Source organism: Klebsiella ornithinolytica NBRC 105727 = ATCC 31898, assembly GCF_001598295.1.
GTDB lineage: Bacteria > Pseudomonadota > Gammaproteobacteria > Enterobacterales > Enterobacteriaceae > Klebsiella > Klebsiella ornithinolytica.
The window spans coordinates 16,955-40,728 of sequence record NZ_BCYR01000005.1; the positions used below are offsets into that span (position 1 = coordinate 16,955).

The window sequence follows — 23,774 nt, forward strand, 5'->3', positions numbered from 1 at the left end:
GATGAGTATCAGCCTGGTTATCCAGGCTCGCGGAATTCAATTTGCAGCCTCAGGTTAGGGAGAAAGGGCTGTCAGCAGCGTGACCGAGGAATAACATTTTTGTCAGGAAGCGGACCGGGATGAGAACCTGTTCCTGACAGCGCTGTCAGGTAAGCGTCAGCTTTATGTTGGCTATCAAGGCGCAGAATGGTCTCGGTTAGATGAGATTCATGTTCAATTTTCCGAGCAAAGGAGCGATCGATGAAACGCCAAAACGCCTCAACACGACCAGAGCGACGTAAGCGATTAGTCGCCAGGGCGAGCATTGCCGCCACCTTGCTGATTCCCCATGTATCGGCAACAAATAAAGACCCTATGCGACAAAATAGAGCGGCGGCCGGCGTATCGCTGACCGCGCTTACCCGCTCACTGGCAACCCTGACTATCCAGGGTCAACGTCTGCCGGATGCCGGACAGATCTATTCAGATATTGAAGCACCGTTGAAAAGCTTAGAGGAAGTTCCGTTATGCGCCTGTTGTTAGTCGAAGATGAAGAAAAAACGTCGACCTATCTCAGCCGTGCGCTGGGTGAGTCCGGATTTACGGTCGATATCTCTGCCGATGGCGCTGAGGGCCTTCATTACGCGCTGGAGTTTGACTACGACGCCATCATCCTGGATGTGATGCTGCCGGGGATGGATGGCTACCGGGTACTCGAGGGGGTACGAGCCGTCAAACAGACGCCGGTGCTGATGCTCTCTGCACGGGGATCGGTCGACGAACGGGTCAAAGGACTTCGCCTTGGCGCTGATGATTATCTCCCCAAGCCCTTTTCACTTATTGAGCTGGTGGCGCGTATTCAGGCCCTGGTGCGGCGCCGCTCTGTGGACGGTGCAGACATCACCCAGCTGCACATTCACGATCTGCATCTCGACTTACTGGCTCGCCGGGTATTTCGCGCCGGAACGCGACTGGAACTGACCGCAAAAGAGTTTTCCCTGCTGAGCCTTCTCTCCCGCCATCAGGGAGAAATTCTGTCCAAGATGATGATTGCTGAGCAGGTATGGGACATGAATTTTGACAGCGATGCCAACGTGGTTGAAGTCGCCATTAAACGTCTGCGCGCCAAAGTGGATGCCCCGTTCGACATCAAGCTACTTCATACCGTTCGTGGTATGGGGTACGTCCTTGAAGTCCGCGCTGAATAAATGAAGGGGATAAGCATGCTTAAGCGCTCCATCTCAGTCCACCTGGCGCTGATGTTCGCCCTATCCGCGCTGCTGATCGTGTCCGTTATCGGTATCCTGCTAAGAAGCTCTCTGCATGACTCTCTGCAAAAGCAGATGCACAACGAGCTGTTATTCCGGGAATCATTGATGAGTCCATGGATCACCGCGCGGACCTCGGCTGACGGCTGGTCGACGCTTACCAGTAAATTTACCCTGTTAACCAATTCTGAAGGTGAGCGCGTTCGCTACTGGATAGTGAGCGACGATCCGCGCTTTAGTATAGGGGGAACGCCGCCGCTGGGAGTCCAGTGGTCTGCTTTACGGGAGGGGTTTAATCAAGTGCCCGGCGCAGCGGAAGGGGCATGTTCACTGTTCCTGTTAGTGAAAACCATCCCCGCCAACGGTGAAAGGCCTGAGCTGCGCTACGTGGTTGCCATCGACTCCACGCCGTATATGGGTACACTGAATGCCTTCACGCGTACGCTGCTGATTATTGCCGCGCTGGGCGTAGCGATCGTCGCCCTGCTGGGATACGTCGTTTCAAGGATTGGTCTGCGTCCGGTGGGAATGCTCAGTAAACAGGCACAACATCTCGCCCCGGTGGACCATGGCCAACGCCTGGATACCCGCGCATTGCCCGAAGAACTACAGCAGTTAGCCTCATCGTTTAACGGCGTATTAGCGCGTCAGGAGGTCGCCTGGCGACAGCTTGAAAGCTTTAACGCCGATGTTGCCCATGAGCTCCGCACACCGCTGACCAACCTGATTGGTCAGACGCAACTGGGTCTCTCGCGCCGGCGCTCGCCTGATGAACTGGAAGAGTTGCTGGGTTCAAATCTCGAGGAGCTGGAGCGCATGACGTCAATTGTGAACGACATGCTGTTCCTGTCCCACGCTCACGCAGGTGAACATGCTTCCCAGCTTACCCGGGTCTCCCTGCGAGAAGAAACCCTGAAAACCGCGGAGTATGTTGAGCCCTCCTTTGCTGAAAAACAGCTTTCTCTGGATGTTGAGGGCGATGTCAGCGCGCACATCGACCGGCGGCTGTTCCACCGCTCACTGGCCAATTTACTGGAAAACAGCGCCCGGCATTCGCCATCGAACAGTGCGGTCACCGTGCGACTCAGCGAAAAGGATAATCAAGCCTGTGTTGAAGTTTCAAACCCAGGCGATCCGATAGCACCGGAGCACTTACATCGGCTTTTTGAACGGTTTTATCGTGTCGACACCTCCCGAGCCAGGAGTGATACCCATCATGGGCTGGGGCTGTCGATCGTGCGTGCCGTCGCCATTATGCACCGGGGAGATGTCTTTGCCCGTAGTGAAGGTGGCATCAATACATTTGGACTGACGTTTGCTAAACAACCCGACGCTATCCGAACAGAGAGACTGATTTCAGAGACAACATCGGGACGTCCGCACGCTAAGCCCTCTGACGAAATTGTCAGAGGGCCGTCAGTCTGATGTCAGGTTGCCTGCGCCAGAATCACCGCTAAGACTAACCACTGCTGATGGAAGGAATGAAACAGTGAGAATAAACAAGGTATTTAGCGGGTTTCTGGCGATAATTTTCACGGGGCTTCTGGGACAGCCCGCGTCCGCATCAGAGAATTCATCTGCTCAGTCCCGCACGCTGATTATCTACTTTTCACAACCCGAGGAGATGAAACCTGATGCCGTGGATGGTTTTTCCGGGGCCAGCGTATTACAAAAAAATGCCCAGAGACCGGCAGCACGCAGTTTATTGCGCAGCTGGTGCAGAAACAGACTCACGGCGATTTGTTTCGCATTGAAACAACCACCGCCTACCCTCGCCAGCATGACGCGCTGTTACGCGTTGCCGAAAAGGAGCAGCAAACTAAAGCCAGGCCCGCGCTAAAAGCGCCGCTCCCCGCACTCAGCGAGTACGACACCATTTACGTCGGCTACCCCATCTGGTGGTACACCATGCCCATGGTGATATATAGCCTTTTTGAGCAAAATGATTTTGCCGGTAAAACGGTCATTCCCTTTACCACCCATGGAGGCAGCCGGTTAGCCGACTCCCTGCGAGAAATTGCCCGCATGCAGCCCCAGGCCAAATTAGTCACTCGCGCGCTCTCGATCTCACGCAACGATATTGCAGATCCTGACGTACCCACGCAAGTTGAGCAATGGGTCAAACAAGTCCAGCCACCGCGTTAAGCCATCGACATGAAGAAAATTTATATTTTCCAGGTCATGCAGGATACGCTCATGACGTTACTTCTGCTGGTGCTGATGGGGTTTCACCTTCAGGGTGAAATCATTCATGAATGGGCGGGTATTATTTTTACGCTGCTCATCATTTTGCATTTATATCTTAACAGGCGGCGCTTGTGGTTATTGTCGATGAAAATTCCGTTATCGATGCGGATAGTTAACAGAGCCATTAATGTGGTGACATTCGTTGTTATTCTGACCGCGATTGTCTCTGGCATGATGCTGTCCCGACATATCCTTCTGGACCTGCCGTTCCACAACCCGGCAAGCTGGGTCAGAAAAATACACATGACGTCGGTCCACTGGGGAATGCTCATTCTGGCACTGCATATTGGGCTGCACTGGAAAATGCTGGCAACGTTTTTCTGCCGGATCCTGAACATCTCCGACGACTCACGCTTTGCCAATGTCATTATGCCGGGGATTTTTTCGATTATTGCGTTACTGGGGTTGTACTGGCTTCTGAATCAGAACTATCTCGACTATTTGCTGATGAAGGTGGATTTCTCCTTTTTCGACTACGACGAATCTACCCTTCTGTTTTATTTGCGCTACCTGGCCATTATTGTTTTATTTGCATTAATGACACGGTTTTTGCTTTGGTGCTTTATTTTCAGGAAGTATAAAGCGGTGTCACCCTAATAGAGCTTAACTGACATCATTGTCAGGGGGGCGTCAGCCTGACGACATGCCACCCTGATTACAATCATTGCAGACCATCCCCCTCATCGTAGATAAGGACGCTTTGCATGATCGGACATTTACGTTACCTCGGGCTGTTACTGCCCCTCTTCACTTTTTCATCCTCGGCAGCGGCACAACATTCCGCTGTCCATATCGCCCCCGCCGGGAGCCAGATCGCGGTGTATGGGCCAGCGGAGAACTTTACCGGTCGCGTTCGGGTCGATCCCCTGTTCAAGGCGGATAACGACATCCGGGTTTCCGCGGCTTATGTCACCTTTGAACCTGGTGCCCGCTCCGCCTGGCATACGCATCCGGCAGGTCAGCGGCTGATCGTGACCTCTGGCGTCGGGCTCACCCAGCAAGAAGGCCAGCCGGTGCAGGTCATCCGCACTGGCGATGTTGTCTCTTGTCCGGCGGGCGTCAAACACTGGCACGGAGCTGCCCCCGGCAGTGCAATGACGCATCTGGCGATAACCGGGATTGTGGATGGCAAAAGCGTTAACTGGATGGAGAAAGTGACAGATGAACAATACCACGCCCATTAAGGCATTAACGGCAGCGCTACTGCTGACTTTTGGTTTTGCTCTCACCGCAAATGCTGCCCCCGTCATTACAGGAGCCTCAGAAATGAACCAGCAACAAACCGTTTCAGATACACTGTCAGCTCGCCAGCAGGCCATCCCGTTGATCGCGGCATCGATGGCCAGCAGTCAGATGGAGAAGCTGAATACGGCCCTGAATCAGGGGCTTGACGCTGGGCTCACGGTAAACGAAGCCAAAGAGATTCTCGTCCAGCTTTATGCCTATACGGGCTTCCCCCGTAGCCTGAATGCGCTCAGTGAACTGATGAAGGTCGTCGACGCACGCAAACAACGTGGTATTGAAGACGTTGAGGGCAAAGAACCGGTCGCCACCATCCCAGTCGGGGATGAACTTCGCCGGGTCGGTACCGCAAACCAGACCAAAATCTCAGGCGCTCCCGTCCAGGGGCCGCTGTTTGATTTTGCACCGGTCATTAATCAATTTCTGCAAACGCATCTGTTCGGCGATATTTTCGCCCGCGATAACCTCGACTGGCAGAGCCGCGAGCTGGCAACGGTTGGCGCATTAGCGGCCACTCCGGGCGTCGAAGCCCAGCTGTTATCGCATACGCGAGCCAGCATGCGGGTCGGCCTGACGGCAGCGCAGCTGCGCCAGCTGGCGCAGGTCCTGCGCGAATATGGCGAAAATGATGCGGCTATGCGAGCTGAAAAGGCGCTGCAACAGGCTCTCGCCAACCATTAGGAGTTGATTATGGAGCATGATCCCACCCGCAGAATGTTGCTTACCGCGCTTGCCGGGCTGACGCTGGCGAACGTCTCGCGGTCATCAGCAGCCACCGGAAATGCAAATGTACAGGGTAAAAGTCGAATTCTGGTGGCGTACTTTTCCCGCAGCGGTAACACACGGGTGATTGCCGGCGTCATTCATCGCAGCCTGAACACCGATCTGTTGGCAATCGAACCGGCTACGCCATATCCGGAAGACTATTTTCAGACCGTTGAACAAGCAAAACATGAGCGTGAGCGGGGAGTCAAACCCGCCTTAAAAAATAGCGTCGCAGATATCTCACGCTATGAGACTGTGTACGTAGGCTTTCCCATCTGGGGGACCAGCGTCCCCCCCGTCGTGCAAACGTTTCTCAGCAACCATAACCTTGCGGGGAAATTACTCATCCCCTTCATTACTCACGGCGGCTACGGTAAAGGAGACAGCGACGACATCCTTGCCAGTCTGGCGCCCACCGCGCGCCGGGAAAAACCGCTGGTCATTGAATGCGACCAGGAACGCAGAACCACAGAAACGGTCAACCGCTGGTTAGAAACCATCGGCGGCTAATCGCCCGCATTCATGAAGCTGCCAAATAAGGGCAATCAAGGCTGCTAAATAATTAACGCAGACAACTCAGATATGATTGAACGGTAAACATAACAGAGGATGTAATCTTGAAGACGATTTTAAAAACGCTGGCCATCTGCGTCATGGCGGGTGGCCTGGTGGCTCAGTCGGTATATGCCGAGCCATTGGTCATTCAGGAACAAGGAAGCTTTTCTGCCGGTGGCACCCTCATCACTGCCCCGGGAACCTTCGACGCGAAAAAACCGCTGGACTCTGCTGGTCAAACTTATCATGGCGATCATGCGTCCGTGTTCTACCAAATCCCGGTGAATCCGCATAAATACCCTATTGTCATGCTGCACGGTGCAGGTCAGTTTTCCCGTACCTGGGAAAGCACCCCGGATGGTCGTGAAGGGTTCCAGAACATCTTCCTGCGCCGCGGATTCTCAACCTGGCTTGTCGATCAACCGCGTCGGGGCAGCGCCGGGCGCACGACTGTAGAAGGTACGGTAACGCCAAAACCGGATGAGCAGATGTGGTTTAATCAGTTCCGCGTCGGCGTGTGGCCGGAGTATTTTAAAGGCGTCCAGTTCTCACACGATAAAGAAGCCCTGAATCAGTATTTCCGTCAGATGACCCCCAATACCGGGCCGTTTGATATCAACGTTATCTCCGATGCGATGTCCGCTGTCGTGGATAAATCCGGCCCGGCGATCCTCTTCACCCACTCTCAGGGTGGCGGACCGGGCTGGTACACGGCGATGAAAAACGACAAGGTCAAAGCCATTGTTGCCTTCGAGCCTGGCAGCAGCTTTGTCTTCCCGGAGCAAGAACTCCCTGCCCCGATGCCAAGCGCATTCGACACGCTGAAGGGTGAGCCTGTGCCGCTGAAACAGTTTATGGCGCTGACTAAAATCCCGATTCTGATTATTTACGGCGATAACATCCCGGAGAAACCCGTCGCCATGCCGGCACAGGACAGCTGGCGCGTTCGTCTGGCGATGGCTCGCGAGTGGCGTGACGCGGTGAACAAGCATGGCGGGGATGTCACGGTGACGCATCTGCCTGAGATAGGTATCAAAGGTAATACCCACTTCCCGTTCTCTGATTTAAATAATGTGCAGATTGCTGATTTGGTGAGTCAGTTCCTGAAGGAAAAAGATCTGCAGTAGCAGTAATAGAAGATGACATTGTTAGTTTAGGAAAGCGCCCAGTGATCCGTGGGCGCTCATCGTATCAAGTAAGTTATTCAAGTACCGGCAAAATGTAACCTTTACGTGCACTTTGTCATGCAAGAAAAACGAGGTCCAACGCAAGAAAGGACAGAAATTTATCGATTTTATGAAAATATAACTGACCTGTCTGTCCGGTAAGCGTTAATACAACTGACAGAGGGCACGAAAACTTCCTTTTCTTTAATCATCTCGAAAGAGCGATAGTAAATCAGCTCAATATTAAATTCGAACTCCTGAAAGGTTGTCCTCTCATCCGAGAGGCTTGCAAGCAACCACTGAATTTCTTCATAGACCAGTTTATCAAATAGTCTTTTTTTCTGTGCAGTGGAAAGCCACTGCCTCATAAAGATTTTCTGGTTGATACCATTCATAGAGGGAAGATTGCGTTTTCTTAGTTTAATCGCCAGAAGAAAACAGTAATAAAAATGATTCAGAATAATAAGTTCATGCAACGGATTCATATTACCCCCATGCATAACCTGTGTAATGATGAGAAATACAATCTTCCACACGATCCTCAGGGTTACGCGTCGATATTGACCAGGACCTTAACGAAAAACGCTTCCCGGTTATAAAGCCCCGGCAAAATCGACGGAACCTCTTCCAGTAATACCCGTTTAGTAATTAATGGGTAGACATCAATCTGCCCGGTACTGAGGTAATGAATGGAGGTCTGCCACTCTTTTCCCGGAAACGGCGCAGAGATTGAGTTCCATGAGCCAATGACCTTAAGCTCATTCCGTACAATTTTTTCAAAATTCAGTCGAGGTAAGGCAACGTCTCCGTAAGGGATACCCAGCAGTACCACCGTGCCGCCTTTAGCCGCCAGAAGCAGAGATGAGCCGACCCCGGCCGCATTCCCGGATGATTCAAAGACAACATCAACACCGGCGTTATGGGTAACCTCCTGGAACCGGGATAAATGATTTTCATCTTTTACGCAGAACGTTGCCGTTGCTCCGGTTTTCGCCGCAATTTCCAGTTTCATTTCATCGGTGTCAAATGCGAATACGTCTCCCGCACCGCAGATTTTTGCCCATTGAACAGCAAGTAAGCCGATGGTGCCGCACCCGACAACAGCCACACTGCTACCCGGTTTGATATCGACCTGCCGCATACCATGGACAACCACACTGGATGGCTCGATAAAGCTTGCGGTCGCGAAGTCCATCGAGTCGGGTAATTTGAGGACATTCTCCGCCGGCATCCGAATATATTCAGCAAAAGCCCCGCTGACATGGCCCCCCAGCACCTTCAGATCGGTACACCGGGCATAATTGCCCTGTTGACAGTAATCACAGTGGAAGCAGGGGAAACAGTTACAGGCTGTGACGCGGTCGCCTTTCCTGACCGATGTCACCCCACTCCCCGCGCTCTCTACGGTACCGGAAAACTCATGTCCCCAGGTCAGTCCGGGGTTATATGAGCCAATTTTACCAAAACGTGATATATCAGAACCACATATACCCGCCGTATGCACTTTAATCAGAACATCATTTTCGTTTTCAATTTCAGGTTTCCGCACGTCTTCATAGCGGACATCCTGTACACCATACAAATTCAGTGCCTTCATCATAATCTCACTCGCTGGTATCAGAGTTAAACACACGAATGTGAAAAAAATGTCGCCCCCCCACAAGGGCGACAAACGCACCTGCTATGTCAGGGACTAGTGTGGCGAATTCAGGAGTCCGGAAAGCTGGTGCCAGCATTCCATGGCCGTTCTTTCAAACATTAAAGGCGTAACAGAGATATATCCTTCAGAAACCGCCCCGGCCTCACTGTGTTCAGGAAATGTCGTGACCCCATGCTCCACCCGGATCCAGAAATAATTTTCTCCGTGCGGGTCTGTCGTGGGTACGACCTGTAGTCCTTTCACTTTGCCGATACCCTGGCGCGTAGCTTTAATTCCCCTGATCTTTTCCGCGGGCAGGTCGGGGAAATTAATACTCAGGCAACAGTCCAGCGGCAATCCCCGGCGGAGTAACGTCTCGAGTACGGGCAGGCAAAAGGCTTCTGCCGTACGCCAGTTAACAGCGTCCTCAGGTCGTTTGTCCTGACTCAGTGCGACCGACGGAATGCCGAGCAGGAGGCCAGTGATGGCCGCACCTACCGTGCCGGAAAGCACGGTTTCAAAACCGATATTAGAGCCGTTGTTAATGCCTGACAGTAACAGCTGTGGGGGCTGTTCTTTCATCAACTGCCGGACGGCCACCGTGACACAATCAGCCGGTGTACCATGCACTGCAAACCGACGTTCTCCGCGTGGCTCCACACGGACAGGTTCCCTCAGGCTGACAGAGTTGGCCACCCCGCTTTTATCCGTTGCAGGTGCCACGATCCAGACTTCATCGGTGAGCTGTTTTGCCACCCTTTCAAGCAATTTAATTCCCGGAGCATCAATACCGTCATCATTGACAAGCAAGATCCGTTGTAACCATTTTTGAGCCACAGTATTACCTCCCTTTCAGGGATAAATAAAGACCAGTCAGTGAGTTAAACTTTACCGGGAATAAAGCGGATTATTCTTTCTCGCCAAAGCCGCTGGCAAATAATCCTTTGATTTCATCCATCAGAACCTGTTCGTCAGGACCTTCGCAGATGATTTCAATACTGGACTTACCTTTAACGCCGGCTCCCAATACACTCATCAGTCCTTTAATAACGGTCTCCTTACCGTTATTTATAAGCGTAACAGAAGACTCATATTTTTTTAGCATTTTAATAAATGTGGCCGCAGGACGTGCGTGCAGTCCCGTGCTGTTAACAACACGAATATTTTCTCGAATCATTTTTACATCCAACTCTGATTGAAGAATTAAAAGAAAAGGTATGTCAGGACGCCTTATTCATCATCAGAATTTTGCTATAAACGTCCGCTTCTACTGCCGCTTTCGCACCAGACATCACTTTAGCCAAATTTGCTTCATTGTTATTTTGCGTCCACGCCTGACCCACTGTGGTAATAAATGCCTTACGCAGATCGCTGGCAATATTAACCTTCACGACGTTATATTTTACAAAACTGCGGATGATATCTTCATCAATGCCGGAACCACCATGGATAACCAGCGGGCAAGGACATACTTTGGCAATCTCCTGCAGCAACGGAATATCAATGCGCGGAATATCTTCCAGACCGTGAACGTTACCGACGGAAACTGCCAGCATGCTGCATCCAGTCTCTTCCACAAACCGGCGAACCTGATTCACATCCGTCTTACAGTCGGCCTCGCTGACGTGGTCATCTTCTTTACCCAGAATCGCGCCGAGCTCCGCTTCAACGGGCACGCCAAAAGATTTACAAAAATCGACGGCTTCTTTAGTAAACGCAATATTTTCTTCATACGGCAGCTCTGCCCCGTCAATCATCACGGAGGTGAAGCCTGCTCGAACGGCCCGCTTAACATCATCCAGCTCTTTACCATGGTCAAGATGGAGACTGACCGGCACATCCATGGTCGCCGCGCGTTTACGCACAATTTCATAGATATAATCATAACCCGACAATTTTGCATTTGTCGGTGCAATCTGAATAAAGTTAGGTAATCCTGAACGCTCAATCGCGTCCAGAATAGAAATAGTGGTTTCCAGGTTGGTGGTGTTGAATGCACCCGCCAGGACACGTTTTTCACGGATACGATCGAGCAGGATATTACCGTTTACTAATGGCATGATATTTACCTCTTTCTTCGTTGAAGTACTGTACCCAAATAATATTTATCTGATTTCAACCAGACATTACCGAAATCAAATGGCATATGATTATCGAGGAATACCAGTTGTTCCAGATGAAGCACCGGTGCTTCTTCATTCACTTCCAGATAGTGCCCCCGTTCACTACCCACAATTTTTGCGGCGTAGCGGCTTTCCGAATATTCAATTTTTCGTCCCGTCATGGCTTCGACAGTCTGAAACAGGTTTTGCTTATTGAAATCAACCTCAGTTATTCCCGGACACAGCGAAATATTGATTCTGTTTTCAATTAACATAACCCTTTCCCCGTCCACACTACGGATTCGTTTAAGATAAAAAATGGGTGTGCCGGGTTCTATCTGCAGCTTTGCGGCCACTCCTTTTGACGCCTTTTCTATACAGGAATCAATAACCTCCGTCGTAAAAGATAAGTGCTGGCTTTCGAGCGACTCCGCGAAAGATAACAATCCTTCTCCGAGGGAGTAGGAGATATTTTCTTTCTTAACAAAAGTCCCCTTTCCCTGCACCTGAACCAACAACCCTTCATTGACCAGCATCGTGACACCTTTTTTAACCGTGCCTCGGCTAACCTGAAGTATTTCCATGATCTGATTTTCGGAAGGGATCCGATCCCCCTTACCCAGCTCACCCTTATAGATTTTCCCGCGGATCCATTCAGAAACCTGCATATATAATGGAATTTCAGAGTCTTGCAGTATGGTACTCATGTGATGCTTCTCCTGTGTGTAGATCATCTGTATACAAGTATGAACAACTCATGATGATACAGCGTTTTTAAAAATTTAACTATATGACCAACTTCACAGTTTCAGCCCAACATACAGATGTCCGCACGGCAACGCTTTCCATTCTGCAGAGGCCTCCGTACAGAAATACGGAGGCGCATCCGTCATACGTCAGCTTTAATAATGACTTTCAGAACGTCATTATCCGGATTGGAAGCAAACTCAATCGCCTCAGCCATACGGGACAAGGGCCAGGTATGGGTGATCATGTCTTTCGTATTGATTTTGTTTTTTTCCACAATCTCAATCGCTTCTTTCATGTCATAAGGCGTTAGTGAATAGGTGCCCACGATTGAAATTTCATCCCGGAACAGTCTGCTGGCATCAATTTCCACAACCGGATTTTTATCAAATGGTGAGAACACAACAATTCTCCCCCCGCGGCGTACAACATTGACGGCCTGAGAAACCAGGGACGAGACCCCGGCGGCGATAATCACCACATCCGGACCTTTCCCTTGGGTAATTTCTGCTACCCGGGTTTCGACATCTTCGTTTGCCGGATCGATCGCGTGGGTAACCCCCACCTTCAGCGCCAGTTCACGCTTAAACCGGGAAAGGTCGGATACAATTACCGTCGAGGCGCCTTTCAATGCCGCCAGTTGTGCGCTGACCAGGCCAATGGTACCGGAGCCCAGAACCAGCACCGTATCTTTCGGATGGATATTGGATGATTTCAGGCCATGCAGACAACAGGCGACAGGCTCGATCATTGCCGCCCGATCCCAGTCAAGACCGTCGATTATCCGGTGCGTCAGATGTTCAACGTGCAGGCGTGGGATACGAATAAACTCACTGAACCCGCCAGGTTCCAGATTAGTTTTCTTGAACTGATCGCACAGAGTGAAGAACCCTCGATCACAGTAATGGCAGTTAAAACAGGGAACATGAATGGCGGTTACCACCCGTTCACCTACCCGGTAGCGGGTAACATCCTTACCGACTTTCACCACTTCCCCCGACACTTCATGGCCGAGGATCACCGGGCCGGTCACCGTCTGGTGCTGCGCTTTATGAATATCGGTACCGCACAAGCCACAGGAGTGCATTTTGATGAGCATGTCGCCGTCGCCAATTTCTGGCACCTCGACATCTTCATACCGAATATCATTTTTACTGTAGTAAACGCTGGCTTTCATTAGTTAACTCCATTACAGAGACGCTCAGTACGCATCTTGGATTCATAAAGCGGCTTATAGACCTGAGTGTAAATTGCCTGATAGTGCATCACGGCATCACTCTCCGGCAGGTAGCGTCGGGTCTGTTCTTCAGCTGTTCCGGGAAGAGATTCCACGTCCACACCTGCAGCTTTCGCTGCCAGCATGGCAGCCCCTTTGCTCACGGCCTCATTGACATTACAGGCCACTATTTCTCGGTTAAGAATATTGGCCTTAAGCTGCAACCAGTACGGGTTTTTGCAGGCGGCCCCAATCACATTCACGACCGGATAATTTTTTCCGATCAGCGTTTCGTATAAATCCAGCAGGTTTCGTAGTTCAAAGCACAACCCCTGGAACACAAAGCGCAGAACATCTTCCGGTCGGGACTTATCATCAAGACCGTAAACTAATGCCCGGGACCAGGTGTTTCTGTCCGGAGGTCCGCTGCCCCGCAGATGGGGAATGAAGATACCGTCAAGCGCGCCAGCCACAGCCATGTCCTGCTCGTGGCGAAGCGTATCCACCATTCTCAGGAACGCGGGCATATCGAGCTCGAAGAGGTTTCTGAACCATTCAATGGCATACCCGGCAGAAGGCAGTGAGGCATACAGAGAATGGAGCCCTGGAAGCACATGCATGCCATTTGACACCCGGGCACGAAAGAACCGTTCAGTGTTGTTGACTGCTTCAGTCACCACCAGCAATCCCTCTGTTGTTCCTGTGGAATTCAGGATCTGATCTTCACTGGTCAATCCGACGGCCACGGAACCGCACATATGGTCATGCCCGGCGATGGCGACGCGCGTGTCCGCCGTCAGTCCGGTCAGTTCAGAGACATCTGGCGCGACGGTACCAATCGCTTCCCCGGCCTGGACCAGCGGACTAAATAACGAAGGGGAAAGTTCAGCAGCAGTAATGAGCTGCTTATCCCAGTTCATCTCAGTAATATTTAATGCCATCGTTCGTGAAGCCAGGGAGTATTCCGAACGTTTCACCCCAGATAATTTAAAGGCAATATATTCCGCCAGGCATAACCATTTCCGGCCTTCATGGGCATTGCTGATATTATCCTGCAACCATTTAATTTTATTGATGCTGTAATTTGAATGTGCAGGGATACCGGTTATTTCATAGATATGTTCGATATCCATGGCGGAAATAATCTTTTCCAGCTGTTGTTTAGGCCGCGTGTCATACCAGGTCAGTACCGGACCAACGACATTATCGTTATCATCAAGCAGAACGCCGGCTTCTCCCACACTGGCGACCGCTACGGCGCTGATTTGCTCTGCATCATCCAGAATATTGGTTATTGTTCTGAGGCCATGGATGACCCCTTCCCAGATGAGGCGGACATCAAAATCAGTATTTTCTCCGTCAACAATTTTAGGCGTTCTGAAACTGTACTGATTCATTAATTCCAAAGAAGGAATAGCGAACAAACACACCTTACAATTGGTCGTACCCACATCGATTCCGATCGTATACATCACTCTCCCCTTTTTTTTGCAAGGGACAACGTTTGTTTAATTCAAAAGCAGTTCCCTCTGCTTTTGAATAGACAGGATTATTTTGCTAGCGGAATATCAGCCGAAGCGGCTTCATTTTCTGCTACTTCTTCTGCTTTCAGTTGTTTTTTAGTGACACGATATAGCCACAGGCACAGCAGGAAGATGACAGGAATAAGCACCAGGGCAATGGTATTTCCTTCAAAGATTTTAACTGCCCAGAAACGATACGGGTTACCACCATCCAGTAAGCTGGAGATTTCACCATCCGTTTTCAGCGGGAAGTTCATATCCCGTGCAATTTTGGTCAGGATAGGCGCTGCTGCCGAAGCCACATACAGGTTCACCGCCAGGCATGGAATGCCAATGATGAACGCCCTGACAATATTGCCGCGACAGGCCAGTACCACCATGGAGATCGGTACCCAGATGTTCGCCAGGTCACCCAGTGGCAGCAAGCGGTTACCCGGCAGAACTACTGCCAGGAGTACACCAACCGGAATCAGCAGCAGTGCTGTCGACAACACGGACGGATGCCCCACCGCAACCGCGATATCCAGACCAATATACAGATCGTGGCGGTCAGGATACCGTTTCTTCAGGAAGCTACGCACGGCGTCCGACAACGGTAGCAGACCTTCCATCAGCAGCTTAACCATGCGGGGCATAATCAGCATCACCGCACCAAGACTCATCGCCAGGTTAAGAACGCCTTTAACATCATATTCCGCCAGCAGGCCAATCCCTGCTCCCAGAATCACCCCTAACATCATCGGCTCGCCAAAGACGCCAAAGCGTTTCTGGATCTGATCCGGATCAGCGTTAAGTTTGTTAATACCCGGGATTTTATCGAGCACCATATTCCCCAGCACGCCGATCGGAAAGAAAATAACCGATGACAGTGTTGGCAAGGAAATTCCCGGCAGATTGAAATACTTCTGGATCATCGGTGCACACCAGTCAGCCATCACGAACGTAATCGCTGCGGTAACACCTGCAATCAGCAGACCAAAGAAGAAGTTACCGGTTACCCCGTAAACCATGGCGCCGACCATCGAGAAATGCCAGAAGTTCCAGACATCAATATCGACTGTCTTAGTCCAGTTCAGGGTCAGCATCAGTACGTTAATACCGATAGTCATCGGCACAACGAATGGTGCGACCTGAGAAGCCCAGGCAATAGCAGCAAGCGGTGTCCAGCCAAGGTCAACAACCGGTAAATCGATCCCAGTGTGACTGACCATTTCCTTAGCTGCCGGACCCAGGCTGTCGACCAGTAAACCAAAGACCAGAAAGATGCCGATGAAGCCCATACCGATGGTCAGAGCCGAGCGTAATGCCCGACTAAAACCGGTCTGAAGACACATTGCCATGATAAATATAATTATCGGCAACATGATCGTCGGACCGAGCCCCAGAATATACTGGACGGCGGAAAATACTTTATCCATCATGCTCACCTTTATTTTTTAAGGATGGCTACGATTTTTTCCAGTAATTCTTCTTCGCCAAATCCGGTCAGCAAAGGAAGGCCATTCAGGACCGGGGTATTCAGTTCCGTCTTAACCGCAGATGTCACGATAATGAGATCCGCCATCCCATCCTGTTTGCCAATCGTGCCGATATTGGACTGAATAGGCTCAACGTTAATACCCTGGCTTTTACAGTACTGAACCACTTTTTCAGTTGCTACCGCAGAAGTCGCAATACCGCTGGTACAGGCGAAGATAATTTTCTTGTTCATTTCAGACTCCAGATATAGTAATAAGAATAACGAGGTAATAAGAACAAACGTTAAGATGGTTTAATACAGATTCTTTGCTAAAAGCTCCATAACATCATCCTTTGATTTCGCCCAAAGGATTTTATCCATTTCATTGCTGCGCTGAAAAAGCGAAATTAGCTTCATCAGAAATTCGAGGTGCGCATCTTTTTCTTTGAGCAGTAAAAAGAAGATGACATTTACTTTCATAGTACAGTCGGGATCTTCTGCCTGATTAAATACGATCCCCTCAGGGCAGGTTACCACGACTAGTTTTTCTTCCCGGATATGCTCGACATCAACATGAGGGATAGCGACCCCCATTCTTTCCAACTGCATTGCCGTTGGATGATTTTCTTCCCGGGCAATCAATGCCTCCGGGTAGCTTGACTCTACATAGTTCTTTGAAAGCAATAACTTACTCACAGAACTGAACAGGATATTTCTGTTCTGGGGAGCCTCATTCAGGAGAATGAGTTCGGGTTCAAGTCTTGAATTTAACGACATAACACTTGGCCTCATAATGACTGTCAATGTTCAAGGATTCACACAAGTGACAGGTATACTTGTCTATGTACAACTATATTCAACTTGTCCTAACGTTACATCCGACCAAACAAATAACGCAACCTATGCCGTTGAGATTTGCGCCTGAGCTCACAAAAAAGCATTTACTCATTATCAATCAAGGTGACAAGAAATTGATTAAATGCTTATTTAAATCAACAGATTAAAGCATTAAAACTTTCTGCTACTGACCTTTTCATTTAGCCATGTGCTTCAGTCAATTCAGAGCAACTAAAAGCCCCTCAGCACAAAGCCGACCGTCTTATCCTCTCAAAATTAATGAGCAAATCTAATAAACCCTAGCGAATTACCCCATCTAATCGAATAAATCCGTTTGCGTTATGCTTTTCCCACACAACAGCTGAAGGATAACGTCATGCAAACTGTAAAACTGAACAACGGTATTGAAATGCCCCTGCTGGGCTTTGGTGTGTTTCAGATGTCTGATGCCGCTGAATGCGAAAGAGCCGTTATTGATGCCATCGATACGGGATACCGCCTGATCGATACCGCCGCGTCTTACCAGAATGAAACCCAGGTCGGGAATGCGCTGAAACAGACCGGTATCGCACGTCACGAACTCTTTGTCACAACCAAACTGTGGCTGCAGGATACCCACTACGAAGGCGCTAAAGCACAGTTCGAACGTTCCCTGAATCGGCTGCAACTTGACTACGTTGACCTGTACCTGATTCATCAGCCTTACGGTGATGTCCATGGGGCCTGGCGGGCCATGGAGGAATTGCAACAGGCCGGCAAAATTCGCGCCATTGGCGTCAGCAACTTCCATCCTGACCGACTGGCCGACCTTATCGCCTTCAACCACGTTGTCCCGGCGGTAAACCAGATTGAAGTTAACCCCTTCAACCAGCAGCTGCAGGCCGTTCCATGGAATCAAAGCCGTGGCATTCAGCCGGAAGCCTGGGCACCGTTTGCAGAAGGTAAAAATGGCCTGTTCCAGCATCCGGTGTTAACGGCGATTGGTCAGAAGTACGGCAAAAGCGTGGGCCAGGTTGTACTGCGGTGGATCTTCCAGCGAGGCATCGTTTCACTGGCCAAATCGGTGCGAAAAGAGCGCATGGAAGAGAACATCAACATTCTCGATTTTGAACTCAGTGGTGAAGATATGCTGCAGATTGCCGCCCTCGACACCGCCACCAGCGCCTTCTTCTCTCACCGCGATCCGGCGATGGTGGAATGGCTGACCGGTCGCAAACTTGATGTTTAAGGCGCAATAAGAAGAGGTATTCATTCAATGCAAAAACGTTATCTGGGTCAATCCGGACTCGAAGTCTCCGCCCCTGGACTCGGTTGCATGGGCTTAAGCCACGGCTACGGCCCGGCGACCGATACCCGTCAGGCTATCGAGCTCATTCGCGCAGCGGTTGAACGTGGCGTCACGTTCTTTGATACCGCCGAAGTGTATGGCCCATATCTTAATGAAGAGGTTGTCGGTGAAGCCTTAAAACCGTTTCGCGATCGTGTGGTCATCGCCACCAAATTTGGTTTTACCTTCGGTGCGGACAACAAGCAGCAGATTTTAAACAGCCGCCCGGCGCATATCCGTGAAGCGGTTGAAGGATCATTACGCCGTCTTAAGACGGATGTCATTGATCTGCTGTATCAACACCGTGTCGACCCGGATGTCCCCATTGAAGATGTTGCGGGAACGGTGAAAGACCTGATAGCGGAAGGCAAAGTCAAACATTTCGGTTTGTCCGAAGCGGGCGCGCAAACTATCCGTCGTGCGCATGCGGTACAACCGGTCACGGCCCTGCAAAGTGAGTACTCCATGTGGTGGCGCGAACCTGAGCAGGAGATCCTGCCGTTGCTGGAGGAACTGGGTATTGGTTTTGTGCCCTTTAGCCCATTAGGCAAAGGCTTCCTGACGGGATCGATTAAGCCAGGAACCACTTTCGGTAAGGATGATTACCGCAGTACCGTGCCGCGCTTCGCCGAACAAGCCATTGAAGCCAATGAAAAGCTGGTTTCGTTGTTGGGTGAACTGGCGGCCGGCAAAGGCGTCACATCTGCGCAAATCGCACTGGCATGGCTGCTGGCACAAAAACCGTGGATTGTTCCCATCCCGGGCACCACCAAACTACACCGGCTGGAGGAAAACCTCGGCGCTGCCAACATCGTTCTTTCACCGGATGACTTGCGGCAGATAACCCAGGCGCTGGAAACGATTAAAATCGTCGGCGAGCGTTACTCTCCTGAGCACCAGGCTCGCGTAGGCCGTTAATCAATACCCGGACGGGTCCCCCGGCGAATGGCGGACCCGTTATTCCGCGTAGCGAAGGGCATCGATCATCAGCGCAAAAGCGGGCGGATGCTGCTTACGACTGGGGTAGTAAAGATAATATCCGGGGAAAGACGGACACCACTCCTGCAGAACCTGAATCAGCTCTCCTGACTTTATATATTCCTGCACTCTGTCTTCAGGTATACAGGCGAGGCCAAAACCGGATAACGCCGCATCAATCCTTTCCGCCTGCAGATTAAACGTTACCTGCCCTTCCACTCTGACCCGTAACGGTTTCCCTTCCCTCTCAAACTCCCAGTGGTAAAGCCCGCCGGCCGTCGGCAGGCGCATATTGATGCAGCGATGATTTTGTAGCTCGTGAGGCGTGTCAGGCACGGGGTTAGCGGCAAAATAGGACGGTGCACCCACCACAGCCATGCGCATATCCGGCCCAATCTTTACGGCGATCATGTCTTTATCCACGCTTTCGCCCAGGCGGATCCCGGCATCAAAACGCCCCTCAACAATATCGACAAAGCCGTTATCGACCACCAGCTCAAGATTAATTTCCGGATATTCCCTGAGGAAAGGTTTTAACTTCGGCCATACCAGACTTCGCGCGGCATGCTCCCCGGCGGATAAACGGATATTACCGGAGGCGGTGCCGTTCAGTTGCACAAGCGCTTCCAGCTCCTGCTCAAGATCGGCAATACGGGGTTCAAGACAGGCAATAATTCGCTCACCGGCTTCCGTAGGGGCAACGCTTCGGGTCGTACGGGTCAGAAGGCGGATATTTAGCCTTTCCTCCAGCGCTTTCATCGCATGACTGAGTGCGGACTGAGAAACACCCAGTTTGCCCGCTGCTTTGGTAAAACTCCGCTCTCTTGCGACCACAAGAAAGATTTGCAGTTCGTTGAAGTTTTCTTTCAGCATTGGCGATTTCCTTATAGAGGCATTCCCTTCGCAGCGCACTCATGAAGGGTGTTCATAGACACAATCATTTGTGCCCCATTACTGACAATAATGATAATTGATATTCTGGCCATATCGAAAATAAATCTGAATTATCAGAAGGTTTATCATGAAAATACTCGTTGCCGGAGCGACAGGAAGTATTGGTCTTCATGTCGTGAATACCGCTATTGAAATGGGCCATCACCCCGTGGCGCTGGTCAGAAATAAGCACAAAGTAAAATGGCTTCCTCGTGGAACGGATGTTTTTTACGGCGATGTTTCCATGCCCGAAACCCTCACCGATTTACCGAAAGATATTGCTGCGGTCATCTTCACGCTCGGTTCCGATGGCCAGGGTCGTATTGGTGCCAGAGCGATAGATTACGGCGGTGTGCGTAACATTTTGCGCATCTTCAAGGATACCCCTGTTCGCATCAGCTTAATGACCACGATTGGCGTGACTGAACGGCTCAGCGCCTGGAATCAACGTACTGAGGTTCATGACTGGAAAAGACGAGCCGAACGTCTGGTCAGGGCGAGCGGCCATCCCTACACCATCGTCAGGCCCGGTTGGTTTGATTACAACAAGGATGATGAGCACAGAATCGTTATGCTGCAGGGCGATCGACGCCATACGGGAACGCCGGAAGATGGCGTGATATCCCGAGAGCAAATCGCCCGGGTTCTGGTCAGCGCCCTGAGCAACGATGCGGCAAAAAATAAAACGTTCGAGCTGGTGGCAGAACGAGGGGAAGCGCAGCAGGATCTCACCCCTCTGTTTGCAGCTCTGCGGACGGATCATCGCCAAAAAAATGATGGGATTCTGGATATGGACAATATGCCCCTCAGTGAAGAGCCTGAGTGCATTATTCACGAGCTGAACTGTATTCCAGCTAAGCTAAAAACCTGACAATTTTGTCATATCGCGGTCAGCCTGATGACAGCTTAGATCGGTATATTTAACTATCAAGACGGAGGGCCTTCCTCCTGACAGAAGTCCAGTTTCAACCCTATTATTTAAAAGAGGTATAGAATATGAAAGCACGACTTATTACGCTATTGTTCATGGGATTTATTGCTGTGAATGCCGCATCTGCAGCTCAGGAACTTAATCATGCAGATGGCAAAGAAAAAATAGGTGTGGTCTCAGCCAGCAATGCCCTTACGCTTGATGAGTTATCGACTGCGCTTTCTCGTAAGGCCGATGAGCAAGGTGCCACGTCATTCAAAATCCTGTCCGCGACCGGAAATAACAGGCTACACGGAGTGGCTGAAATCTATAAATGAATCATTAGCATCCTGTAAAGGATGTTTCATAAACCTTTTATTATGAGCATCGATTTATGTTCAGAACAGAAGACATCATCGATGAGATAACCCAATGGATTGATTCAAACTTACACAAACCGCTGAGGATTGAGGATGTTGCTGCGCGGGCAGGATATTCCAGGTGGCATCTTCAGCGGGTTTTTGTACAGGTAAAAGCAGTGAGCCTGGGGAAATATATCAGAGATAAGAAACTCAGTCTGGCGGCAAAAGATCTTATTGAGACAGATGAACCCGTGATCAGCATAGCCTATAAATATGGATTTGACTCACAGCAGACCTTTACACGCATTTTTTCTAAAAATTATAAACTGCCACCATTAAGGTATCGACACGCTAAAAGAATAAAATAATAACAACGGCTTGAACCACGCAAATTTTTTAATATCACGCAAACAGAAATTTATTCCAGCACCAGCAGCTGCAGGCCTTTTTACTCCAGCAGCGTCTTGTTCTGAACGAGGCTCATAACCTATGGTGCCAACGCGCCTCAGCCCATATATGTCCTAACCCATGAGCTGCACCTGTGATGAATCCGATATTCACTATCATGGTTTTCCCTCATGTGATGAGCCTGTTACCAGGCTAATGGTATGTCAGCGGGTTTGACTGAGAATAATACGGTCGAATATACGATCGCCCAGCCAGACGCGCATGCGAATGAGCATTTTTGCAAATTTACCGGCCGCATACCGCGTTCGCGGTTTACGGTTATAAACCGCACGTGACACCACTTCCGCAATGACCTCCGGAGAGCTGCCTGTCCCCTGCCCGTACGTTTTTTTTATCGACATGGCCACCATTTTCACCAGGTGGCCATAAGGCCCGCTGGCCGAACGTCTGACAATCGTGTCACTGGCGGCATCACCAAAACCTGTCTCTATCACGCCCGGCTCAACAATAACAACCTTGATCCCGAACTCAGCGACTTCCAGTCTGAGGCAGTCTGACCAGCCTTCCAGTGCATGTTTAGTTGCGTGGTACCAGGCCCCCAGAATGCTGTACATCTTTCCGCCCATGGAAGTGATATTGACAATATGCCCGGAGCGTCTGGCCCTCATCCCAGGGAGCAGCAACTGCGTGAGCCGTGCGGCACCGAACAGATTGACCTCAAACTGATAGCGCGCTTCTTCAATATCTATCTCTTCTACGGGCCCATAGAGGCCAAAACCGGCATTATTGACCAGTACATCAACACCTCCGGTCTGAGCCAGAATGGTCTCCACGCCGGAGACAATCTCCGCGTCGAGTGAAATATCCATCCGCAGAGGCTGTGCACCAAGACTGGCCAGGTCCGCCATCTTTTCAACATGACGGGCGGCAACGTACACCTGATAACCATCCTGAATCAGACGGCGAGCAATAGCCTTGCCCATACCTGATGAAGCGCCAGTGACCAGCGCGGTTTTCTTTTCCTGAGTAAACATAGACACCTCAATGAATGAACTGCGTCCAGTTTGCCTGAACAGATGACTTATCTATCTTGCGCTATGCGCCAGAGTGCTTGCTAAAGGTGCCATACGGCGCAGGAAGTGTGCTTTTATCAGATACACCGTAACGCCGACCTGATGAGCGGCAGTTTTTCGACGAGAGGTCGGTAACCCAGCAGCCATGCAGTTTCACGTTCTTCAGGCTCGTTAATACCCGCGGGTTTTACCGCCGGGTTCGCGGGAGGCAGCAACATCTGAATTCTGCAGATGAACGTCTTTTAGCCGACAACCTGAAAGACAGATCCTGGCGGGGCGTTCAATGCTACAGCAGGCGACGAGTAAACTGGCCATCAACAGCATGGCCAAATCTCGATAGGGTCTGCGCGCTGTCATTTCACGCTGACCCGGTTCCCGATTTGATCAACTGAACAGAAGACAGAACAACAACACCTTTACTGACGGGAACTTTTTGCGTCAGCGCCCGGGCAACAACCAGAGCCTTTACGGGTTTGTAAGCCCCAGGAAGAACGGGAGATAACAGCCGGGCTATCGGTATGGAGATTATCTCACCGAGGCGAACTGGCTGCCCCAGCCCGGAACGATAATCAAGTAGCAAAGAGGGGCGTGCAATGACCAGCGTGGTTAACGTCAAAGCTCTGAGCGCCTCTTCCAGTTCCCCCTTAACGCGGGTATAAAACATCGATGACTTGACGTTCGCTCCGCCAGCGCTGACCAGCCCAATACGGCTGGCCCCGGCCCGTATAGCTGCCTGTGCAACGGCCAGATTCGCGTTAAAATCCACTGCGCGGAACGCCGCCTTACTGCCGGCGACTTTCATGGTTGTCCCCAGAGCAAGGTAGGCCTCATCCACAGAAGGAAGCTGTGGCAATGAGGTAAAATCAACAATATGGACCTGCAACTTCGGATGGCTGACTCTGATTGGCTTACGACTCAGGACATGTATGCACGACACCCCCGGATCATTCTGCAGGAGTTGCAGTAACTGTCCACCGACCAGGCCTGTGGCACCTGCAAGTAATACCACTCGATTATTTTCTGGCATCGTTATGGTGT

General features: G+C 50.7%; 27 protein-coding genes and 1 pseudogene. 14 read left to right on the forward strand and 14 right to left on the reverse strand.

Annotated elements, in window-relative coordinates; genetic code table 11:
* Positions 1 to 240: 240 nt before the first annotated feature.
* The 9 genes and pseudogenes from ROR01S_RS27525 (at position 241) to ROR01S_RS11650 (ending at position 7,183) form a co-directional block, all read left to right on the forward strand.
* On the forward strand, positions 241 to 522 hold the full coding sequence (locus ROR01S_RS27525; RefSeq protein ID WP_227505873.1) for a hypothetical protein: 282 nt from the start codon (positions 241 to 243) through the stop codon (positions 520 to 522).
* Entirely contained in the window at positions 507 to 1,187 is a 681-nt protein-coding gene (locus tag ROR01S_RS11615) for a heavy metal response regulator transcription factor (protein ID WP_015584504.1), read from the forward strand. The genes ROR01S_RS27525 and ROR01S_RS11615 overlap by 16 nt, the downstream gene beginning before the upstream one ends.
* Positions 1,188 to 1,202: 15 nt before the next feature.
* A complete protein-coding gene (locus ROR01S_RS11620) occupies positions 1,203 to 2,672 on the forward strand; it encodes a heavy metal sensor histidine kinase (protein WP_015584505.1) in 1,470 nt (489 codons plus the stop codon).
* A 64-nt stretch (positions 2,673 to 2,736) separates the two neighbouring features.
* Positions 2,737 to 3,392: pseudogene (locus ROR01S_RS11625) on the forward strand (flavodoxin).
* A gap of 9 nt (positions 3,393 to 3,401) precedes the next feature.
* Positions 3,402 to 4,091, forward strand: a complete 690-nt coding sequence (locus tag ROR01S_RS11630) for a DUF4405 domain-containing protein (RefSeq protein WP_015584507.1) — start codon at positions 3,402 to 3,404, stop codon at positions 4,089 to 4,091.
* Between the two features lie 107 nt (positions 4,092 to 4,198).
* Positions 4,199 to 4,678 carry a (R)-mandelonitrile lyase gene (locus ROR01S_RS11635; RefSeq protein ID WP_015584508.1) on the forward strand — a complete coding sequence of 160 codons (480 nt, stop codon included), beginning with the start codon at positions 4,199 to 4,201 and terminating at the stop codon, positions 4,676 to 4,678.
* On the forward strand, positions 4,656 to 5,417 hold the full coding sequence (locus tag ROR01S_RS11640; RefSeq protein WP_048757125.1) for a carboxymuconolactone decarboxylase family protein: 762 nt from the start codon (positions 4,656 to 4,658) through the stop codon (positions 5,415 to 5,417). The genes ROR01S_RS11635 and ROR01S_RS11640 overlap by 23 nt, the downstream gene beginning before the upstream one ends.
* Positions 5,418 to 5,426: 9 nt before the next feature.
* Positions 5,427 to 6,011 (forward strand): flavodoxin, encoded by a 585-nt coding sequence (locus tag ROR01S_RS11645; protein WP_064359507.1) that lies wholly within the window; start codon positions 5,427 to 5,429, stop codon positions 6,009 to 6,011.
* 107 nt (positions 6,012 to 6,118) lie between these two features.
* A complete protein-coding gene (locus ROR01S_RS11650; RefSeq protein ID WP_064359508.1) occupies positions 6,119 to 7,183 on the forward strand; it encodes an alpha/beta hydrolase in 1,065 nt (354 codons plus the stop codon).
* Between the two features lie 167 nt (positions 7,184 to 7,350).
* On the opposite strand, the gene ROR01S_RS11655 is transcribed toward ROR01S_RS11650, so the two are convergent.
* The 11 genes from ROR01S_RS11655 to ROR01S_RS11705 all read right to left on the reverse strand — a co-directional run bounded on the left by ROR01S_RS11655 (position 7,351) and on the right by ROR01S_RS11705 (position 16,685).
* On the reverse strand, positions 7,351 to 7,707 hold the full coding sequence (locus ROR01S_RS11655; RefSeq protein ID WP_143508015.1) for a hypothetical protein: 357 nt from the start codon (positions 7,705 to 7,707) through the stop codon (positions 7,351 to 7,353).
* Positions 7,708 to 7,769: 62 nt separating this feature from the next.
* Positions 7,770 to 8,822, reverse strand: coding sequence for a galactitol-1-phosphate 5-dehydrogenase (locus ROR01S_RS11660; RefSeq protein WP_218016573.1), 1,053 nt, complete (start codon positions 8,820 to 8,822; stop codon positions 7,770 to 7,772).
* A gap of 93 nt (positions 8,823 to 8,915) precedes the next feature.
* Positions 8,916 to 9,698 carry a 5'/3'-nucleotidase SurE gene (surE, locus tag ROR01S_RS11665; protein WP_064359510.1) on the reverse strand — a complete coding sequence of 261 codons (783 nt, stop codon included), beginning with the start codon at positions 9,696 to 9,698 and terminating at the stop codon, positions 8,916 to 8,918.
* 70 nt (positions 9,699 to 9,768) lie between these two features.
* Positions 9,769 to 10,038, reverse strand: coding sequence for an HPr family phosphocarrier protein (locus ROR01S_RS11670; protein ID WP_064359511.1), 270 nt, complete (start codon positions 10,036 to 10,038; stop codon positions 9,769 to 9,771).
* A 43-nt stretch (positions 10,039 to 10,081) separates the two neighbouring features.
* On the reverse strand, positions 10,082 to 10,921 hold the full coding sequence (locus tag ROR01S_RS11675) for a class II aldolase (RefSeq protein ID WP_048024379.1): 840 nt from the start codon (positions 10,919 to 10,921) through the stop codon (positions 10,082 to 10,084).
* 5 nt (positions 10,922 to 10,926) lie between these two features.
* The gene (locus tag ROR01S_RS11680) at positions 10,927 to 11,670 is read right to left on the reverse strand and encodes a GntR family transcriptional regulator (RefSeq protein ID WP_048024381.1); all 744 of its coding nucleotides are present in this window, start codon (positions 11,668 to 11,670) and stop codon (positions 10,927 to 10,929) included.
* 182 nt (positions 11,671 to 11,852) lie between these two features.
* Positions 11,853 to 12,887, reverse strand: coding sequence for a zinc-dependent dehydrogenase (locus tag ROR01S_RS11685; RefSeq protein ID WP_048024383.1), 1,035 nt, complete (start codon positions 12,885 to 12,887; stop codon positions 11,853 to 11,855).
* Positions 12,887 to 14,398 carry an FGGY-family carbohydrate kinase gene (locus ROR01S_RS11690; RefSeq protein WP_048024385.1) on the reverse strand — a complete coding sequence of 504 codons (1,512 nt, stop codon included), beginning with the start codon at positions 14,396 to 14,398 and terminating at the stop codon, positions 12,887 to 12,889. Before ROR01S_RS11690 ends, ROR01S_RS11685 begins: the two co-directional genes overlap by 1 nt.
* Before the next feature lie 77 nt (positions 14,399 to 14,475).
* Entirely contained in the window at positions 14,476 to 15,870 is a 1,395-nt protein-coding gene (locus ROR01S_RS11695) for a PTS galactitol transporter subunit IIC (RefSeq protein WP_048024387.1), read from the reverse strand.
* Between the two features lie 8 nt (positions 15,871 to 15,878).
* On the reverse strand, positions 15,879 to 16,160 hold the full coding sequence (locus ROR01S_RS11700) for a PTS sugar transporter subunit IIB (protein WP_048024389.1): 282 nt from the start codon (positions 16,158 to 16,160) through the stop codon (positions 15,879 to 15,881).
* A 60-nt stretch (positions 16,161 to 16,220) separates the two neighbouring features.
* Positions 16,221 to 16,685, reverse strand: a complete 465-nt coding sequence (locus ROR01S_RS11705; protein ID WP_048024391.1) for a PTS sugar transporter subunit IIA — start codon at positions 16,683 to 16,685, stop codon at positions 16,221 to 16,223.
* A 436-nt stretch (positions 16,686 to 17,121) separates the two neighbouring features.
* Between ROR01S_RS11705 and ROR01S_RS11710 the strand changes: the two genes are divergently transcribed.
* On the forward strand, positions 17,122 to 17,973 hold the full coding sequence (locus ROR01S_RS11710; protein WP_015584527.1) for an aldo/keto reductase: 852 nt from the start codon (positions 17,122 to 17,124) through the stop codon (positions 17,971 to 17,973).
* 27 nt (positions 17,974 to 18,000) lie between these two features.
* The gene (locus tag ROR01S_RS11715; protein WP_015584528.1) at positions 18,001 to 18,990 is read left to right on the forward strand and encodes an aldo/keto reductase; all 990 of its coding nucleotides are present in this window, start codon (positions 18,001 to 18,003) and stop codon (positions 18,988 to 18,990) included.
* Positions 18,991 to 19,029: 39 nt separating this feature from the next.
* Here the strand turns inward: ROR01S_RS11715 and ROR01S_RS11720 are convergent, their stop codons facing one another.
* The gene (locus ROR01S_RS11720; protein WP_015584529.1) at positions 19,030 to 19,923 is read right to left on the reverse strand and encodes a LysR family transcriptional regulator; all 894 of its coding nucleotides are present in this window, start codon (positions 19,921 to 19,923) and stop codon (positions 19,030 to 19,032) included.
* Between the two features lie 148 nt (positions 19,924 to 20,071).
* Between ROR01S_RS11720 and ROR01S_RS11725 the strand changes: the two genes are divergently transcribed.
* The 3 genes from ROR01S_RS11725 to ROR01S_RS11735 all read left to right on the forward strand — a co-directional run bounded on the left by ROR01S_RS11725 (position 20,072) and on the right by ROR01S_RS11735 (position 21,623).
* The gene (locus tag ROR01S_RS11725; RefSeq protein ID WP_048024395.1) at positions 20,072 to 20,854 is read left to right on the forward strand and encodes an SDR family oxidoreductase; all 783 of its coding nucleotides are present in this window, start codon (positions 20,072 to 20,074) and stop codon (positions 20,852 to 20,854) included.
* A gap of 125 nt (positions 20,855 to 20,979) precedes the next feature.
* Positions 20,980 to 21,231 carry a YdgH/BhsA/McbA family protein gene (locus ROR01S_RS11730; RefSeq protein ID WP_015584531.1) on the forward strand — a complete coding sequence of 84 codons (252 nt, stop codon included), beginning with the start codon at positions 20,980 to 20,982 and terminating at the stop codon, positions 21,229 to 21,231.
* A 56-nt stretch (positions 21,232 to 21,287) separates the two neighbouring features.
* On the forward strand, positions 21,288 to 21,623 hold the full coding sequence (locus ROR01S_RS11735; protein WP_015584532.1) for a helix-turn-helix domain-containing protein: 336 nt from the start codon (positions 21,288 to 21,290) through the stop codon (positions 21,621 to 21,623).
* Between the two features lie 243 nt (positions 21,624 to 21,866).
* Here ROR01S_RS11735 and ROR01S_RS11740 read toward each other — a convergent pair whose 3' ends face one another.
* Both ROR01S_RS11740 and ROR01S_RS11745 read right to left on the reverse strand, forming a co-directional pair.
* The gene (locus tag ROR01S_RS11740; protein WP_015584533.1) at positions 21,867 to 22,697 is read right to left on the reverse strand and encodes an oxidoreductase; all 831 of its coding nucleotides are present in this window, start codon (positions 22,695 to 22,697) and stop codon (positions 21,867 to 21,869) included.
* 397 nt (positions 22,698 to 23,094) lie between these two features.
* On the reverse strand, positions 23,095 to 23,763 hold the full coding sequence (locus ROR01S_RS11745; RefSeq protein WP_048024399.1) for a Rossmann-fold NAD(P)-binding domain-containing protein: 669 nt from the start codon (positions 23,761 to 23,763) through the stop codon (positions 23,095 to 23,097).
* Positions 23,764 to 23,774: the final 11 nt, after the last annotated feature.

Excerpts from the sequence above, each read along its gene's own strand:
- ROR01S_RS11740 (WP_015584533.1), bottom strand. The coding sequence starts at position 22,697 with ATGTTTACTCAGGAAAAGAAAACCGCGCTGGTCACTGGCGCTTCATCA.
- ROR01S_RS11725 (WP_048024395.1), top strand. The coding sequence starts at position 20,072 with ATGAAAATACTCGTTGCCGGAGCGACAGGAAGTATTGGTCTTCATGTC.
- ROR01S_RS11735 (WP_015584532.1), top strand. The coding sequence starts at position 21,288 with ATGTTCAGAACAGAAGACATCATCGATGAGATAACCCAATGGATTGAT.
- ROR01S_RS11700 (WP_048024389.1), bottom strand. The coding sequence starts at position 16,160 with ATGAACAAGAAAATTATCTTCGCCTGTACCAGCGGTATTGCGACTTCT.
- ROR01S_RS11630 (WP_015584507.1), top strand. The coding sequence starts at position 3,402 with ATGAAGAAAATTTATATTTTCCAGGTCATGCAGGATACGCTCATGACG.
- ROR01S_RS11730 (WP_015584531.1), top strand. The coding sequence starts at position 20,980 with ATGAAAGCACGACTTATTACGCTATTGTTCATGGGATTTATTGCTGTG.
- ROR01S_RS11635 (WP_015584508.1), top strand. The coding sequence starts at position 4,199 with ATGATCGGACATTTACGTTACCTCGGGCTGTTACTGCCCCTCTTCACT.
- ROR01S_RS11685 (WP_048024383.1), bottom strand. The coding sequence starts at position 12,887 with ATGAAAGCCAGCGTTTACTACAGTAAAAATGATATTCGGTATGAAGAT.
- ROR01S_RS11715 (WP_015584528.1), top strand. The coding sequence starts at position 18,001 with ATGCAAAAACGTTATCTGGGTCAATCCGGACTCGAAGTCTCCGCCCCT.
- ROR01S_RS11675 (WP_048024379.1), bottom strand. The coding sequence starts at position 10,921 with ATGCCATTAGTAAACGGTAATATCCTGCTCGATCGTATCCGTGAAAAA.
- ROR01S_RS11745 (WP_048024399.1), bottom strand. The coding sequence starts at position 23,763 with ATGCCAGAAAATAATCGAGTGGTATTACTTGCAGGTGCCACAGGCCTG.
- ROR01S_RS11640 (WP_048757125.1), top strand. The coding sequence starts at position 4,656 with ATGAACAATACCACGCCCATTAAGGCATTAACGGCAGCGCTACTGCTG.
- ROR01S_RS11615 (WP_015584504.1), top strand. The coding sequence starts at position 507 with ATGCGCCTGTTGTTAGTCGAAGATGAAGAAAAAACGTCGACCTATCTC.
- ROR01S_RS27525 (WP_227505873.1), top strand. The coding sequence starts at position 241 with ATGAAACGCCAAAACGCCTCAACACGACCAGAGCGACGTAAGCGATTA.
- ROR01S_RS11680 (WP_048024381.1), bottom strand. The coding sequence starts at position 11,670 with ATGAGTACCATACTGCAAGACTCTGAAATTCCATTATATATGCAGGTT.
- ROR01S_RS11690 (WP_048024385.1), bottom strand. The coding sequence starts at position 14,398 with ATGTATACGATCGGAATCGATGTGGGTACGACCAATTGTAAGGTGTGT.
- ROR01S_RS11705 (WP_048024391.1), bottom strand. The coding sequence starts at position 16,685 with ATGTCGTTAAATTCAAGACTTGAACCCGAACTCATTCTCCTGAATGAG.
- ROR01S_RS11655 (WP_143508015.1), bottom strand. The coding sequence starts at position 7,707 with ATGAATCCGTTGCATGAACTTATTATTCTGAATCATTTTTATTACTGT.
- ROR01S_RS11660 (WP_218016573.1), bottom strand. The coding sequence starts at position 8,822 with ATGATGAAGGCACTGAATTTGTATGGTGTACAGGATGTCCGCTATGAA.
- ROR01S_RS11645 (WP_064359507.1), top strand. The coding sequence starts at position 5,427 with ATGGAGCATGATCCCACCCGCAGAATGTTGCTTACCGCGCTTGCCGGG.
- ROR01S_RS11620 (WP_015584505.1), top strand. The coding sequence starts at position 1,203 with ATGCTTAAGCGCTCCATCTCAGTCCACCTGGCGCTGATGTTCGCCCTA.
- ROR01S_RS11720 (WP_015584529.1), bottom strand. The coding sequence starts at position 19,923 with ATGCTGAAAGAAAACTTCAACGAACTGCAAATCTTTCTTGTGGTCGCA.
- ROR01S_RS11710 (WP_015584527.1), top strand. The coding sequence starts at position 17,122 with ATGCAAACTGTAAAACTGAACAACGGTATTGAAATGCCCCTGCTGGGC.
- ROR01S_RS11695 (WP_048024387.1), bottom strand. The coding sequence starts at position 15,870 with ATGATGGATAAAGTATTTTCCGCCGTCCAGTATATTCTGGGGCTCGGT.
- ROR01S_RS11670 (WP_064359511.1), bottom strand. The coding sequence starts at position 10,038 with ATGATTCGAGAAAATATTCGTGTTGTTAACAGCACGGGACTGCACGCA.